This is a genomic window from Achromobacter sp. NPDC008082 (assembly GCF_042957345.1).
Classification (GTDB): Bacteria; Pseudomonadota; Gammaproteobacteria; order Burkholderiales; family Burkholderiaceae_B; genus Achromobacter; species Achromobacter kerstersii_A.
Genome location: NZ_JBIBIB010000004.1, coordinates 517,440 through 531,089 on the forward strand (window position 1 = coordinate 517,440; position 13,650 = coordinate 531,089).

Consider the following 13,650-nt stretch of genomic DNA (forward strand, 5'->3'; position numbering starts at 1 on the left):
CTTTTCCATTTGGACGTTGCCTTCAATGCCCGGAATGCAGCGCCGGGTTCAACGTGCCCCACGCCGCCGTGCGCACCAGCGCTTCGACCGCGCCCGTTTGCGAGTTGCGGCGAAACAGCAGGCCATGCTGGCCGGCGAGTGCGGCGGCCTTCACGACGGCGCCTTCGGGCGTTAGCACGCGCGTGCCGGCGGTGATGTAGCAGCCGGCTTCGACGACGCAATCGTCACCCAGCGAAATGCCAATGCCGGAATTCGCGCCCAACAGGCAGCGCTTGCCGATGGATACGACTTGTTTGCCGCCGCCCGACATGGTGCCCATGATGGACGCGCCGCCGCCAATATCGCTGCCGTCATCGACGATGACGCCTGCGCTGATGCGGCCTTCAACCATGGAGGCGCCCAGCGTGCCTGCATTGAAGTTGCAGAACCCTTCATGCAGCACGGTGGTGCCGGGCGACAAGTGCGCACCCAGCCGCACGCGCGCGGTGTCGGCAATACGCACGCCGGCAGGCACGACGTAGTCCGTCATGCGGGGAATCTTGTCCACGCCGCGGATTTCCAGCGTCTGCCCGGTGGCGCGCAATTGCCAGCGCAGCGCATCCACTTGATCAACGGCGCAAGGGCCAACAGACGTCCATGCGACGTTGGACAACACGCTGAACAAGCCATCAAGGTTGGCGTCGTGCGGGCGGATCAGGCGATGGCTGAGCAGATGCAGCCGGAGGTAGGCGTCATGTGCGTCGGCGGGCGGTTCATCCAGCGAGGCGATGGCGGTGCGGACACCAACGATATCGACTTTGCGGCGGGTGTCACGAATGAGCGCCGTCGGCACATGCTCGCCAAGCGCAGCACGCGCTTCTTCAGGCGTGAGATGGCGCGTGCCGGCAGCGGGCGTGTGATCGGCCAGCGACGGGCGCGGATACCAGGTATCAAGAACGGAGCCATCGGAGGCTAACGTGGCAAGGCCGTAGGCGATGGCGCTGAGGGGGGCGGCGGACATGATTTTTCGAGATAAGAGACGGATGGGGAATTCTAGGCGATGTGAATTCCTGGTGTCAGACTGCATTTGGTTTTCTTGGGGATGGCGGTAGGTCTTCGTAGGCCGCCCGTCGTCGGGGTGGGCGTGACGGCGCGCGCCCACGATTGCGGTCCGGAGCCTTCGCTCCGGACTGCCCCTTCGTCATCCTCGTCCGCCCTCGGCTCCCTTCGGATTCCCTCGGGCGCATCGAGGTTGCGCGCCGTCACGCCCACCCCGACGACGGACTGCTGCCGTCTTGGTTCGATGCGCTGCTAGGGTGTGCCTAAGCCACGAGTGCTGCGGGGCCCGCCGAGTGGCGGCCGCGCGGGCGGCCTTACTCGGCTTACGCATCTGTGGGCGTTTGCGCGGTGGTCGCTTTCGCGAATGTGAGCGAGTTGTTTGCTAATGGTCCCCCGCACTTTTTTTGGGGGGTAGAGGGGTGGCGCGCGTACGCCACTGACTTGCGCGTGTAGACCCGTCGCGCGCCACCGCACCGGAGTTCAATGGGTGGCCGTGCCTCGGGGGATGGCGCATGCATGGATGAAGCGCGGCAAGCCATCAAGAAAACCCAAAGTGCAGCCATACGCGAAGCGAACACCGCGACGACGTCTCACCACGCGTAAGCCCCCAAAGGCCGCCCGCGCGGCCGGCCGGGGGCGGGCCCCGCAAAATCTTCCACCACCCAAATCCCGTGGTGAGAACCCTAAGCAAACCATTCGCCCCAGCTGACGTCAGATTGCAACTTCCAGAGCCTGTGAGGCCGGTGCCCTGGGATGCGCGGGGCGTCGATAAGCCCGAGGGAATCTGAAGGAACCCGCCAACGGCGGGTGACGAAGATGACGAAGGGAGCGTCCGGAGCGAAGGCTCCGGACCGCAATCGTTGCCCCGCGCATCCCAGGGCACCGGCCTCACAGGCGTCTAAAGAACCAACACCCGCCAAAACAAAAAAACTTAAGCCAGTTCCTTCAACAACAATTCCCAGAACTTCAACCGCTGCTCCAACGTAGACACCAGCACATACTCATTCAACGTATGCGCCCCGTCGCCATCAGCGCCCAATCCATCCAGCGTCGGAATCCCCATTGCCGACGTAAAGTTGGCATCGCTGCCACCCCCCGTCATCGGCGCGTCTTCCAGCAGGAAACCGGCCCGATCCGCATAACCCTGCACCAGCGCCAACAGTGCCGAAGCCGCTTCCGTCTTCACCATCGGCGGACGATTCAGTTCCACGTTGATGTCCAGTTCAACGTCCGGACCCACTGCGCACAACTCACGCATGCGGCGCAGCACGTCTTCCGCGGCCCCCATGTCCGGCACGCGGAAGTCCACCACGCAGCGGCACAGGGCCGGCACGGTGTTGGTCACGGTGCCGCCTGCGATCGTGCCCACGCTGACCGTGATGCCGCGGTCGTAGTCGGTCATCGCTTCCAGCGCCAGCACCTGGTGCGCCATTTCGCGGATCGCGCTGCGGCCCTTCTCGTGCTGCATGCCGGCGTGCGCCGGGCGGCCCTTCACGTTCAGGTTCAGCATCCCGGTGCCCTTGCGCGCCGTCACGCACTTGCCGCCGTTCGGGCGGGCCGGTTCGCAGACCAGCGCGTACTTGGCGTTGGCGGCAAAGCGTTCGATGTGTACGCGCGAAGCGTGGCTGCCGGTTTCTTCGTCGGGCACCACCAGGAAGTCCACCGGCAGTTGCGTCGCGCCGGGGCGCGCCACGCCGGCCAGCGCCGTCAGCGCCAGGTAGATGCCGGCCTTCATGTCGTAGCTGCCCGGGCCGTAGAGGCGGTCGCCGTCGATGCGCACGGGGTTCTCAAGCAGCGTGCCCACCGGATGCACCGTGTCCATGTGCGCCAGGATCAGGATGCCGGGGCGGGTGTCGCCAGGCGCGCGGTTCGTTGCGTACAGCAGCGGGCCCGTGGTGGGGCCCAGCGACGACAACTCCACGGTCAGGCCGGCGGCGGCTGCGTAGTCGGCGATGATGCGCGCCATCGCGGCGATGCCGTCGGGGAAGTTCGACGGCGACTCGCATTGCAGCCAGCTTTGAATGCCAGCGACGATCTGTTCAGTGCTCTGAGTGTTGGACATGGCGGTATCGGGTTTCAGCAATGAAAAAAGAAAGGGCGATCAGGCGACCTGCTGGCCGGCCAGGCGGGCCAGTTCGGCGTCGTCGGGCATCTTGCCGTCGAACCACAGGCTGGCGCACACGGCCGACATGGCGCGGCCGTCGTGGCCGATGCCGGGCACCACTTGCAGCGTCCAGCCAAACGGCACGCCGCGGCGCTCGGCTTCCTGCTTGCCGAACTCGTAGTAGTTCTTGGCGCGCGCGAAGCGGTGCGGGCCTTGGCGCATGGCGGCGGGTTCGGACGGCAGGTTGGGGTCGTCGGTAGCGATGTCCTGGTCGCCCGCCAGAATCGTCATCGGATAAGCCAGCAGCTTCACCAGATGCTCTTCGGTCAGGCCGACGCCGTCCATGCCTTCGGGGAACGGATAGTCGAACGTGGGCAACGTGTACCAGCCGGGGTTGCCGGCCGTGACGGCCTTGAACGGCGCGTGCGACTGGCTGCTCATCAAGCGGTGCACGAACTGGCCGCCAGCCGAATGGCCGAACAGGTAGACGTTCTGCCCGTCGGTGATTTCACCGTCGATCATGTCTTTGATGACGTTGCCCACCAGCGCATACGTCCAGCCATCGATGTGGCGCGGATTGCCGCCCGCCGAGAACACGCGGCCGTTGTTGTAGCTTTCAACGCCGGGCCAGATTTCGTTGGAGAACGTCAGCGCCACGATCAGCAGCTTGTGCTTGTCGGCGGCTTCGACCCAGAAGTCGCGGTATTCATCGCCATTGCGCAGCACGCCGTGCTGCACGATGACGACCGGGCGGTCCGGCGTGTAGCCGTACGGGCGGTACGTTTGCAGTTTGAAGGGACGATCCGAATTGCGGTCTTCGTCGATGTACTGAATGGTGTTGCGGCCCGCATGGCCCATTTCGATGGCGATGCGGTCCACATTGGACATGTCGGAGGGTTTCATCAGGCGCTCGCTTCGTTCAGGTGACAGGCCGACCAGTGGCCCGCCGAGATTTCTTTCAGGACCGGCGCCTGCTCGCGGCAGCGCGGCATGGCGTGGGGGCAACGGGGGTTGAACGTGCAGCCCGGGGGCGGGTTCAGCGGCGACGGGATTTCTCCCTTGATCGGCGTGAACTTGCGGCCGCGGCGGGCCACGTCCGGCACTTCGGCCATCAAGGCCTGCGTGTAGGGGTGATTGGCGCGTGCGAAGATTTCGGCCGACGTGGAAATCTCCACGATCTTGCCCAGGTACATGATCGCGACGCGGTCCGAGATGTGTTTGACCACGCCCAGGTCATGGCTGATGAACAGGTACGTAAAGCCGTGCTGTTCGCGCAAGTCCATGAACAGGTTGATCACCTGCGCCTGAATGGACACGTCCAGCGCGGCAACGGGCTCATCGCACACCAGGAATTTCGGCGCCACCATCAGCGCGCGGGCGATGCCAATGCGCTGGCGTTGGCCGCCGGAAATCTGGTGCGGGAAACGGTCGCGGTATTCGGCGTCCAGGCCCACTTCCTTTAGCGCCTGGTCAATGCGCGCGGGGATCTCGGCAGGCGGCGCCAGCTTGTGGACCTTCAGCGATTCGCCCAGGATCTGGCGCAGGCGCTGACGCGGATTCAAGGATGCCTGCGGGTCCTGGAAAATCATCTGCACGCCCAGCGTATACGCCAGCTTTTCAGCGCCGCGCAGGCGCACGGCGTCCTGGCCTTGATACAGCAATTCGCCTTCGGTCTGGCGGTGCAGGCCCGCCACCACGCGGCCCAGCGTGGATTTGCCGCAGCCGGATTCACCCACCAGGCCAACCACTTCGCCGCGCTTGATGGACAAGTCCACGCCATTGACGGCATACACCGTGCGGCGATCGATGGGGCGGCCGGTCAGGGCCAGGATGCGTTGGGCCAGGTCGGGTCGCTGCTCGAAGCGCTTGTGGACGTTCTTGAGCTCGATGACGGGAGTATCGGCTTGGCTCATGCTTGCTGTGCCTCGCGGGCTATCGGCACGTAACAGCGGTAGCTGCGCGGACCTTCGGTGGTAACGGAGGGGGCTTGTTCGGTGCACCGCGGGATCACCCGGGTGCAGCGCGGACGGAACGCACAGCCCGACGGGCGGCCCGCCAGGCTGGGCGCCATGCCGTTGATCTGATGCAGGCGCGCGCCGGGTTGCGTGGCGCCGGGCATCGAATCCAGCAGGCCCTTGGTATAGGGGTGGCGCGGCGATGCCAGCACCTGTTCAACCGGGCCGCTTTCAACAATGCGGCCGGCATACATCACGGCCACGCGGTCGGCCAGTTCGGCCACCACGCCCAGATCGTGCGTAATCCAGATCAGTGCGGTGTTGTGTTCCCGGCAGATCTCTTGCATGCGGTAGAGAATCTGGCCTTGGATGGTGACGTCCAGCGCGGTCGTGGGTTCATCGCAGATGATGAGATCGGGCTTGTTCAGCATTGCGATGGCGATTGCCACGCGCTGACGCATGCCGCCCGAGAACTCGTGGGGGTAGCTTTTCAAACGCTTTTCGGGCGACGGAATACCCACCATCGCCAGCGCTTCGCGGCAGCGTTCCTCGGCCTGGGCGCGCGACACGTTTTCGTGCGTGAGGATGGCTTCCATCATCTGCTCGCCGATGCGCAGCACCGGGTTCAGCGTCATCAGCGGGTCTTGGAAGATCATGGCGATGCGGTTGCCGCGCAACTGGCGCATCTGCTCTTCCGTGAGCTTGCGCAGGTCGGTGCCCTTGAACTTCACTTCGCCGTCCACGACTTCCCCGGGCGGGTCGATCAGACCCAGCAGCGAGAAGCCCGTGACGGATTTGCCGGAACCCGATTCGCCGACCAGGCCCACGATTTCGCCGCGGCGCACAGTAAGGTCGACACCGTCGACCGCCAGCCACGCGCCGGCTTCGGTATGGAATGCAGTGCGCAGGCCGCGCACATCAAGAAGAATGTCGCTCATGCTCGTCGCGGGTCCAGGCTTTCACGCAGGCGGTCGCCCACGATGTTGATGGAAAGGATCAGCAGCAGCAGGGCAATGCCCGGGAACAGGCTGATCCAGTAGTCGCCCGACAGCAGGTATTGGAAACCGTTCGAGATCAGCAGGCCCAGCGACGGCTCGGTGATCGGCACGCCGACGCCCAGGAACGACAGCGTGGCTTCCAGCGCGATGGCGGTGGCGATCTGAATGGTGGCGAACACCATGACGGGGCCCAGACAGTTGGGCAACAGGTGAAAGACCATGATGCGCCAGGCCGGAAAGCCCAGGTTGGCGGCGGCTTCCACGTATTCCTTGCGGCGCTCTTGCAGCGCGCGGCTGCGCATGATGCGAGCGTAGTGGCCCCATTGCACCAGCACCAGCGCCAGAATCACCTTGTCCACGCCCCGCCCCAACACCACCAGCAGCACCAGCGCCACAAGAATGGTCGGGAAACCCAGGATGAAGTCGACGATGCGCATCAGCACGGTGTCGACCAGGCCGCCGACATAGGCGGCGATCAGGCCGATTGCGCCGCCGATGGCGGTGGCCAGCACGACGGCGGACAGACCCACCATCAGGCTGATGCGCAGGCCATACAGAATGGCGCTGAGCATGTCGCGGCCCTGGTCGTCCGTGCCGAGCCAGGCGATGCTGCCGTCCATCAGCGCCTGGCGCGGCGCCAGGCGGCCGTCCATCAGCGACAGGTTGGCCAGGTCATACGGATTTTGCGGCGCGAAAAAGGGTGCGAACACCACCAGCACCACCAGAATGGCCAGCGCGATGGCGGAGCCGCGCACCGTGGGGCGCGCACGCAGTTTTTTCAGAATAGAGGCGCGCTGCGGCGTCTCAGCCAGGGGCTGGACGGTGCGGGTGCGGCCGGGATTGGGAGAGTTAGCCATGGCGGATTATTGAGCGGGGGTCACGAGCTGCACGCGCGGGTCGAGCGCGGCATACAGAATGTCCACAACCAGGTTGATGACCACGAAGATCAGGGTGACCAGCATCACGTACGCGACCACTACGGGGCGGTCCAGCTGGTAGACGCTATCGATCAGCAGCTTGCCCATGCCGGGCCATGCGAACACGGTTTCGGTGATGGTGGAGTAGGCGATCAGGCTGCCGAATTCCATGCCGATCACGGTGACGACCGGGATCAGGATGTTGCGCAGGATGTGGCGGCGCACGATGCGTCCGGGCTTCACGCCCTTGGCGCGCGCGAATTTCACGTAGTCCTGGCTGCGCGCTTCGACCACGCCCGAGGCCGTCAGCCGCAGCACCAGCGCAATGTTCGCCAGCGCCAGGTTGATGGCGGGCATGATCAGGTGCGACCAGCCGTTGGCGGTCAGGATGGACAGGCGCACGCCCAGCACGGTGACGGTGTCGCCGCGGCCCGTGGCGGGCAGCCAGCCCAGCCAGACGGCGAACAGCAGGATCAGCATCATGCCCTGCCAGAAGTTCGGCAGCGAAAAGCCCAGCACCGACGTCGACATGATGCCGCGGCCCAGGTAATCATCGCGGTACAGGCCGGCGACCAGGCCCAGCGGAATCCCGATCAAACAGGTCAGCATGATGGCCACGAACACGAGCTCGAACGTGGCGGGAATGCGTTGCACGATCAGTTCAACGGCGGGAATGCCGTGCACGAAAGACGTGCCCAGGTCACCGTGCAGCGCGCGCCACAGGAACCCGGTGTATTGCTGCCACACGGGCAGATCCAGGCCCAGACGGGCGATCATCGCCTCGCGCGCGGCCTGACTGGCTTCGGGGCTGACCAGCAGTTCAATCGGGTCGCCCACGGCATACACCGCGAAGAAGACCACGACCGAAACGGCCAGCAGTACGAACAGACTCTGGATCAGTCTGCGTAGGATGAACAAGGCCACGTGATGATTTCCTTGGTGGGCTCAGGGTTGCTTGGCGCCGAGTGCTTACTTGGCGGGTTTGGCCGACATGGCCAGGGTGTACTGATCGGCCCGGCCTTCGTAGACCAGCCCCTTCTTGAACGCCCAGATGCTGCTTTCGAAATGCAGGGGAATGCTGGGCAGGTCAGCCAGTGCAAGCGTCAGCGACTGTTGCAGCAGCTTTTCCCGTTCGGCGGGGTCCACGGTGACCAGGGCGCGCTTGAACACGGCATCGAACTCGGGGTTGTCGTAACCGCCGTAGTTGCTCGTGCCCAGGCCATGCTCTTTGTCGAACCGGGAAACCCAGTATTGTAGGAAAGACGAGGCCTCGCCGGTTTCAGACGACCAGCCGCCCATCGCGAAGCTGAATTCGCGCTTGGCGCGCTTGGGGAAATACACCGAGCGCGTCATGGCGTCGACGGTGGTCTTGATGCCTACGCGCGACAGGTACTGCGCCACGGCTTGCGAAATCTGTGCGTCGTTGATGTAGCGGTCGTTGGTAGACGAGATGGCCAGTTCAAAGCCGTTGGGGTAGCCGGCCTCCGCCAGCAGCTGCTTTGCGCCTTCAGGGTCGTACTTCAGCTCTGGCGGGTGCGGCAGCGTGCCGAACATGCCGTCGGGCAGGAACTGGTTGGCGGGAGTGGCCGCGCCGTCCATGATGCGGGCGGCGATGGTCTTGCGGTCGATCGCCATGGAAATGGCGCGGCGTACGCGCACGTCCTGCAAGGGGTTTTTGCCGTCGGCGGCCTTGACCGTGGGGCTGGGGCTGCGGGCCACATCAAACTGGAAATACACCACGCGCACCGACGGCGTGATCACATGGCCGAAGCCCGGCGTTTCCGAAATACGCTTCACGTCGCGCGCGGCGGGGTTTTCGATCAGGTCGAAATCACCGGCCAGCAGACCCGTCAGGCGCGGGCCAGCGGCCGGCACCGGGATCAGCTTGACGGCCTGCCAGGCCGGCTTGTCGCCCCAATAAGCGTCGTTGCGCGTGAGCTCGATGCCGGTGCCTTTCACGTAGGACTTCAGTGTGTAGGGGCCGGTGCCGATGACGTCGCGGCCATTGTTGAAGTCGGCCACCGTGGGCCAGGGGCCCGTCACGCCGCACTTGTTTTTCAGGTCGAAGGTGATGGGGCCGTGCTCGACAATGCCGCTCCACAGTATGCCCGTGCGGGTCAGGTCGTTGGGCAGCAGCGGGTAGGGCTTGAGCGTCTTGATGACGAGCTTGTTGCCGTCGCGCGCCTCAACATTGGCAAATTTCTGCACGATGGCCGGGTACGAGCCGCCAATCGATTGCTCGTTGTTCATCACGCGGCAGAACGTGAAGATCACGTCCTGGGCGGTGAAGGGCTGGCCATTGGAGAATTTGGCGCCGTCGCGCAGCGTGAATTCCCACGTGGTGTCGTCCACGGCTTTCCAGGCGGTCGCCAGGCGCGGAATCAGGTCCATCTTGGCGTTCTGGCCCACCAGCGTTTCGAACATATGCGAGGTCATCGCATCGTTGGGCGTCGCCTGGTGATAGTGCGGGTCCATCGAGGTCGGCTCGGACGACAAGCCGATCTTTAGCGTGGAGCCGGCGGCGGGCGCCTGCGCCTGGGCGGCGGAGGCGGCCAGCGTACAGGCCAGTAATGCGCTGCGTAGGTAAACCTTGGCGGACATGCTCTTCCCTTGTTGTTATGGATATTTCCGGCGGCGCCTCGTTGGTGGGCGCCGCTCGTTTGCTTGAATCAGACGATGGGCTGCGCCAGCCGGACGACGGTCACGCCGGGCCGCAGGTTCGCGGTGGACGGCATGATGAGGACGCAGTTGTCATAGGGCGTGACGACGGGCTCGCCTTCGGACCAGCCGATGACGGTGCCGGCGGTGGCCAGCGTTTCCAGGCCCTTCCAGGGCTCGGCGAAACGGAAGTCGGCGCTTTTGGCGGCGATGGCATGCGTGACGCGCAGGGCGCGCTGGGCCGATGCGGCAGGCGCGAACCAGCTGGCGGGAATGTCTGCCTGGTCCACCGTGCCGGCTTGCACCAGAAAGCGCGCCATCTGGTCGACCGCCACGCCGCGCGCTTCGGGCGCGCCGTGGAATCCGCATTCGATCAGCAGCGAACGTGTGCCGTTGTCGCCGGCTTCGCCAAAGCGGCCGTAGTCGCGCATGCGCACGCCCGCGGCGTGGCCGGCGTCAGCAATGATGGTGGCGGGGTTACCCAGCGCCAGGGCCAGGTCGATGTTGCGTTGTTCCATGCCCGTCAGTTGCAGCGGCACATCGGAATTGCTCATCGAATGAAAGTCCAGCAGCCAGTCGGCCTGTTCCACCCAGGGGCGAATGTCGGCGGCGCGGCGGCGTTCCTGGCTGATCGGCAGGCTGAGCTTGTCGTCGCTCCAGACGCGGTTCATGTCTTCGTCGACGAAGCGCGCGGGGGCGTAATTGGTGGCGTCAAAGCGGTCGAACGCCGCCAGGTTGCAGAACGCCAGGGTCAGCGAACCGCGGCGCGGACGCAGCCCGGCGGCCAGCGCTTCTTTCAGCGCCCAGGCGCCGCACAGTTCATTGCCGTGGATCAGCGCGCTCAACATGACGCGCTTGCCCGGCACGCCGGAGTCGAAATGCCAGACACCGGGGGTATCCGTATTGCCCAAGCGTTCTGCCGACAGATCCGGACAGGCAAGAAGAAAAGGGCGCGGATGAGCCGCGGGTGTCGACGTGGGCATGGGAACTCCGATGAAGCGAGGGGATTGTATAGGGGATAGACGTCTAGGGCTTCAATCGCGCGCCAGTAAGACGCGGTCCCGGCGAATTCTAGGAGCTTGGGAGCTTTCTCTACAATTAGAATATTTATCGGCGGCTTTGCATAAAAGGCAAAGCTTGAGCGTTGGATGGCCCGCGTCGCAACCGAGGACGGAACGTGCACGGCATTGCCTTGAAGTATTTTCTGGAGGTGGCCCAGGCGGGCAGCCTGAGCGGGGCGTCTGAACGCCTGCATGTGGCGGTGTCGGCCATCAGCCGGCAGATCGCCAAGCTTGAGGAAGAGGCCGGCGCGCCGCTGTTCGAGCGCGCCGCGCGGGGAATGGTGTTAAGCGAAGCCGGCCAGCTGCTGCTGGTGCATGCGCGGCGCACGATGCTTGAGGCCGAGACGGTGTTGCAGGAAATCGCCGCGACCAAGGGCGTGGCCCGCAACGAGATCCGGGTGGCGGCGGTTGAAGGCGTGGCGCGCATTTTTGTGCCATCGGTGATGGCGCGTTTTCGCCAGGAGCGGCCCAACATCCGCTTCGACCTGTTCGTGGGGTCGCCCGCCGAGGTCAGCCGCAAGGTGGCCGAAGGCAGTGTCGAGCTGGGCATGACCTTCATCGCCGAACGCACGGAAGGGGTCAGCGTCCGCTATTCGCGCCGCGCGCCGGTGCACGCGGTGATGGCGGCCGACCACCCGCTTGCAGGCCGGCGCAGCGTCAGCCTGCAAGATCTCAGCCAGTTTCCGTTGGCGCTGACCGGGCCAGGCACCACCACGCGGCAGCTGTTCGACATGGGCTGCGCGCTGGAATCCGTACAGATGGAGCCCGTGCTGACGTGCAACGATTCCTCGCCTTTGCACGGCTTCGTGTTCGGATCGGACGCCATCATGTTGAGCGGCTATATCTCGGTGGCGTGGAGCTTGCGGCGCGACGAGCTCGTGGCGGTGCCCATTTCCAATGCGGAATTGCAATCCCGCACCTTGCAGATCCAGGTCATGCCGGGCCGCGTGCTGCCCCCGAAGGCGGAGGCGTTTATTGATCTGCTGTCGCGTGAGCTGGACCAGGCCCTGGCGGCCGGCCCGGTGGCGGCGAAGGCGTAAAAAAACGGCTGCCCGAAGGCAGCCGTTTTGTCGTTCAGGCGGACCTGATCACTTCTTTTCAGGCGTCACCGAGGTGGCCAGCGTGTACTGGTCGCGGCGGCCTTCGTACGTGATGCCCTTGCGGAAAGCCCAGATGCTGCTTTCGAAGTGCAGCGGGATCAGCGGCACGTTGTCCAGGGCGATCTGCGTGGATTGCTGCAACAGCTTCTCGCGCTTGGGCGCGTCCACGGTCACGATGGCTTCCTTGTAGACCTTGTCGAAATCGGCGTTGGAGAAGCCGCCGTAGTTGCTGGTGCCCAGGCTGGCGGGCGAGTCGAGCGACGCGACCCACAGCTGGAACAGCGCCGACGCTTCACCCGTTTCCGCCGGCCAGCCGCCCATCGAGAAGCTGAACTCGCGCTTGGCGCGCTTGGGGAAATAGATGGAAGCCGTCATGGCGTCCACGTTGGTCTTGATGCCGACGCGGGCCAGGTACTGGGCCACGGCTTGGGCGACTTGGCCGTCGTTGACATAGCGGTCGTTGGTGGACGACAGCGTCAGTTCAAAGCCATTCGGGTAGCCGGCTTCGGCCAGCAGCTTCTTGGCGCCTTCGGGGTCGTACTTGATTTCCGGAGCCTTGGGCAGCGCGCCGAACATGCCGTCGGGCATGAACTGGTAGGCCGGGGTGGCCATGCCGTCCATGATGCGGGCGGTGATGGTCTTGCGGTCGATGGCCATCGAAATGGCCTTGCGCACACGCAGGTCCTGCAGCGGGTTCTTGCCGTCGGCGCTCTTGACGAAGGGGCTCGGGTTGCGGCCCACGTCCGGCTGGAAGAACACCAGGCGGGTGGACGGCGTGGCCACGAAACCGAACTTCGGGTTGTCCTTCAGGCGCGGCAGGTCGCGGGCGGCCGGGTTTTCGATCATGTCGAAGTCACCCGACAAAAGGCCGGTCAGGCGCGGGCCGGCGGACGGCACCGGCACGAACTTCACTTCCTTCCAGTACGGCTTCTCGCCCCAGTATTGTTCATTGCGGACCAGCTCGATGCCGGTGCCCTTCACGTAGGACTTCAGGGTGTACGGGCCGGTGCCGATGGCATCCTTGCCGTTGTTGAAGTCAGCCACGGTGGGCCAGGCGCCCGTCACGCCGCAACCCTTCTTCGGGTCGAACGTCAGCTTGCCGTGTTCGACGATGCCGTTCCACACGATGGGCAGCGAGCGGGCCAGCTCGGCGGGCATCAGCGGGAAGGGTTCGCCGGTCTTGATGATGACGGTGTGCGCGTCCGGCGTTTGCACGTCGGTGATGCGCTTGGTCATGTCCATATAGGACTGCGACACGTTGGTTTCGTTGTTCAGCGTGCGGCAGATCGTGAACAGCACGTCTTCGGACGTGAACGGCTTGCCGTTCGAGAATTTGACGTCATCACGCAGCTTGAATTCCCAGGTCAGGTCGTCCAGGTTCTTCCAGGACTTGGCCAGTTGGGGCGTCAGTTTCATGTCGGCGCTACGGCCCACCAGAGAACTGTAGACGTGCGCGGAGAACGCGTCGTTCTGCGTCATCTTGTGATAGTGGGGGTCTGCCGAAGTGGGTTCGGCCGACAGGCCGATCTTCAGCGTCTGGGCTTGGGCGGCAGCCAAGGGGATGGCGGCGGCCACAAGGGCCAGGGTGGTGCGCAACTTCATGGTGACAACTCCGGATGGATAACGAACCGGATCGTGCTTGCGGGAAACCACCGCGGCCGGGCGGACACAGCAGGTGTCGGCCAAAGGGCTCAGGGTGTGTTGGCGCCAGGCACGACGGCAAGGGGCCGATTATCGGTAGGGGCTTCGCGCGCTGTCAATGAAGAATGGCAATCCGGGCGCTAGGGAAAACGCCGAGAGAATGCGGGGATGGCGGGGG

At 64.7% G+C, this 13,650-nt stretch carries 11 protein-coding genes; 1 reads left to right on the forward strand and 10 read right to left on the reverse strand.

Translation table 11 applies throughout. The features are described 5' to 3' along the window. Positions 1 to 22 precede the first annotated feature (22 nt). The 9 genes from dapD to ACFZAI_RS18480 all read right to left on the reverse strand — a co-directional run bounded on the left by dapD (position 23) and on the right by ACFZAI_RS18480 (position 10,653). Positions 23 to 1,000 (reverse strand): 2,3,4,5-tetrahydropyridine-2,6-dicarboxylate N-succinyltransferase, encoded by a 978-nt coding sequence (gene dapD / locus ACFZAI_RS18440; RefSeq protein ID WP_391568320.1) that lies wholly within the window; start codon positions 998 to 1,000, stop codon positions 23 to 25. Positions 1,001 to 1,969: 969 nt separating this feature from the next. Beyond that, complete coding sequence (locus tag ACFZAI_RS18445) at positions 1,970 to 3,100, reverse strand: M20 family metallopeptidase (protein ID WP_054421233.1); 1,131 nt, start codon at positions 3,098 to 3,100, stop codon at positions 1,970 to 1,972. 39 nt (positions 3,101 to 3,139) lie between these two features. Further along, positions 3,140 to 4,045: an alpha/beta hydrolase gene (locus ACFZAI_RS18450; RefSeq protein ID WP_127183265.1), complete on the reverse strand. Its 906-nt coding sequence runs from the start codon at positions 4,043 to 4,045 to the stop codon at positions 3,140 to 3,142. Further along, entirely contained in the window at positions 4,045 to 5,055 is a 1,011-nt protein-coding gene (locus tag ACFZAI_RS18455; protein ID WP_391568321.1) for an ABC transporter ATP-binding protein, read from the reverse strand. The genes ACFZAI_RS18450 and ACFZAI_RS18455 overlap by 1 nt, the downstream gene beginning before the upstream one ends. Beyond that, positions 5,052 to 6,035, reverse strand: a complete 984-nt coding sequence (locus tag ACFZAI_RS18460) for an ABC transporter ATP-binding protein (protein ID WP_391568322.1) — start codon at positions 6,033 to 6,035, stop codon at positions 5,052 to 5,054. The genes ACFZAI_RS18455 and ACFZAI_RS18460 overlap by 4 nt, the downstream gene beginning before the upstream one ends. After that, complete coding sequence (locus tag ACFZAI_RS18465) at positions 6,032 to 6,952, reverse strand: ABC transporter permease (RefSeq protein ID WP_391568323.1); 921 nt, start codon at positions 6,950 to 6,952, stop codon at positions 6,032 to 6,034. The genes ACFZAI_RS18460 and ACFZAI_RS18465 overlap by 4 nt, the downstream gene beginning before the upstream one ends. 6 nt (positions 6,953 to 6,958) lie before the next feature. Beyond that, positions 6,959 to 7,936, reverse strand: a complete 978-nt coding sequence (locus tag ACFZAI_RS18470) for an ABC transporter permease (protein ID WP_391568324.1) — start codon at positions 7,934 to 7,936, stop codon at positions 6,959 to 6,961. 45 nt (positions 7,937 to 7,981) lie between these two features. Continuing rightward, complete coding sequence (locus ACFZAI_RS18475; protein WP_391568325.1) at positions 7,982 to 9,613, reverse strand: ABC transporter substrate-binding protein; 1,632 nt, start codon at positions 9,611 to 9,613, stop codon at positions 7,982 to 7,984. 68 nt (positions 9,614 to 9,681) lie between these two features. Beyond that, positions 9,682 to 10,653: a succinylglutamate desuccinylase/aspartoacylase family protein gene (locus ACFZAI_RS18480; protein ID WP_391568326.1), complete on the reverse strand. Its 972-nt coding sequence runs from the start codon at positions 10,651 to 10,653 to the stop codon at positions 9,682 to 9,684. A gap of 194 nt (positions 10,654 to 10,847) precedes the next feature. On the opposite strand from ACFZAI_RS18480, the gene ACFZAI_RS18485 reads away from it, so the two are divergent. Next, the gene (locus ACFZAI_RS18485) at positions 10,848 to 11,771 is read left to right on the forward strand and encodes a LysR family transcriptional regulator (protein ID WP_054421408.1); all 924 of its coding nucleotides are present in this window, start codon (positions 10,848 to 10,850) and stop codon (positions 11,769 to 11,771) included. Between the two features lie 48 nt (positions 11,772 to 11,819). Here the strand turns inward: ACFZAI_RS18485 and ACFZAI_RS18490 are convergent, their stop codons facing one another. After that, positions 11,820 to 13,433, reverse strand: a complete 1,614-nt coding sequence (locus tag ACFZAI_RS18490; RefSeq protein ID WP_391568327.1) for an ABC transporter substrate-binding protein — start codon at positions 13,431 to 13,433, stop codon at positions 11,820 to 11,822. Positions 13,434 to 13,650 lie beyond the last annotated feature (217 nt).

What these genes read in the sequence shown, in the direction of transcription:
- dapD (WP_391568320.1), bottom strand. Translation starts at nt 1,000, where the DNA reads ATGTCCGCCGCCCCCCTCAGCGCCATCGCCTACGGCCTTGCCACGTTA.
- ACFZAI_RS18445 (WP_054421233.1), bottom strand. Translation starts at nt 3,100, where the DNA reads ATGTCCAACACTCAGAGCACTGAACAGATCGTCGCTGGCATTCAAAGC.
- ACFZAI_RS18450 (WP_127183265.1), bottom strand. Translation starts at nt 4,045, where the DNA reads ATGAAACCCTCCGACATGTCCAATGTGGACCGCATCGCCATCGAAATG.
- ACFZAI_RS18455 (WP_391568321.1), bottom strand. Translation starts at nt 5,055, where the DNA reads ATGAGCCAAGCCGATACTCCCGTCATCGAGCTCAAGAACGTCCACAAG.
- ACFZAI_RS18460 (WP_391568322.1), bottom strand. Translation starts at nt 6,035, where the DNA reads ATGAGCGACATTCTTCTTGATGTGCGCGGCCTGCGCACTGCATTCCAT.
- ACFZAI_RS18465 (WP_391568323.1), bottom strand. Translation starts at nt 6,952, where the DNA reads ATGGCTAACTCTCCCAATCCCGGCCGCACCCGCACCGTCCAGCCCCTG.
- ACFZAI_RS18475 (WP_391568325.1), bottom strand. Translation starts at nt 9,613, where the DNA reads ATGTCCGCCAAGGTTTACCTACGCAGCGCATTACTGGCCTGTACGCTG.
- ACFZAI_RS18480 (WP_391568326.1), bottom strand. Translation starts at nt 10,653, where the DNA reads ATGCCCACGTCGACACCCGCGGCTCATCCGCGCCCTTTTCTTCTTGCC.
- ACFZAI_RS18490 (WP_391568327.1), bottom strand. Translation starts at nt 13,433, where the DNA reads ATGAAGTTGCGCACCACCCTGGCCCTTGTGGCCGCCGCCATCCCCTTG.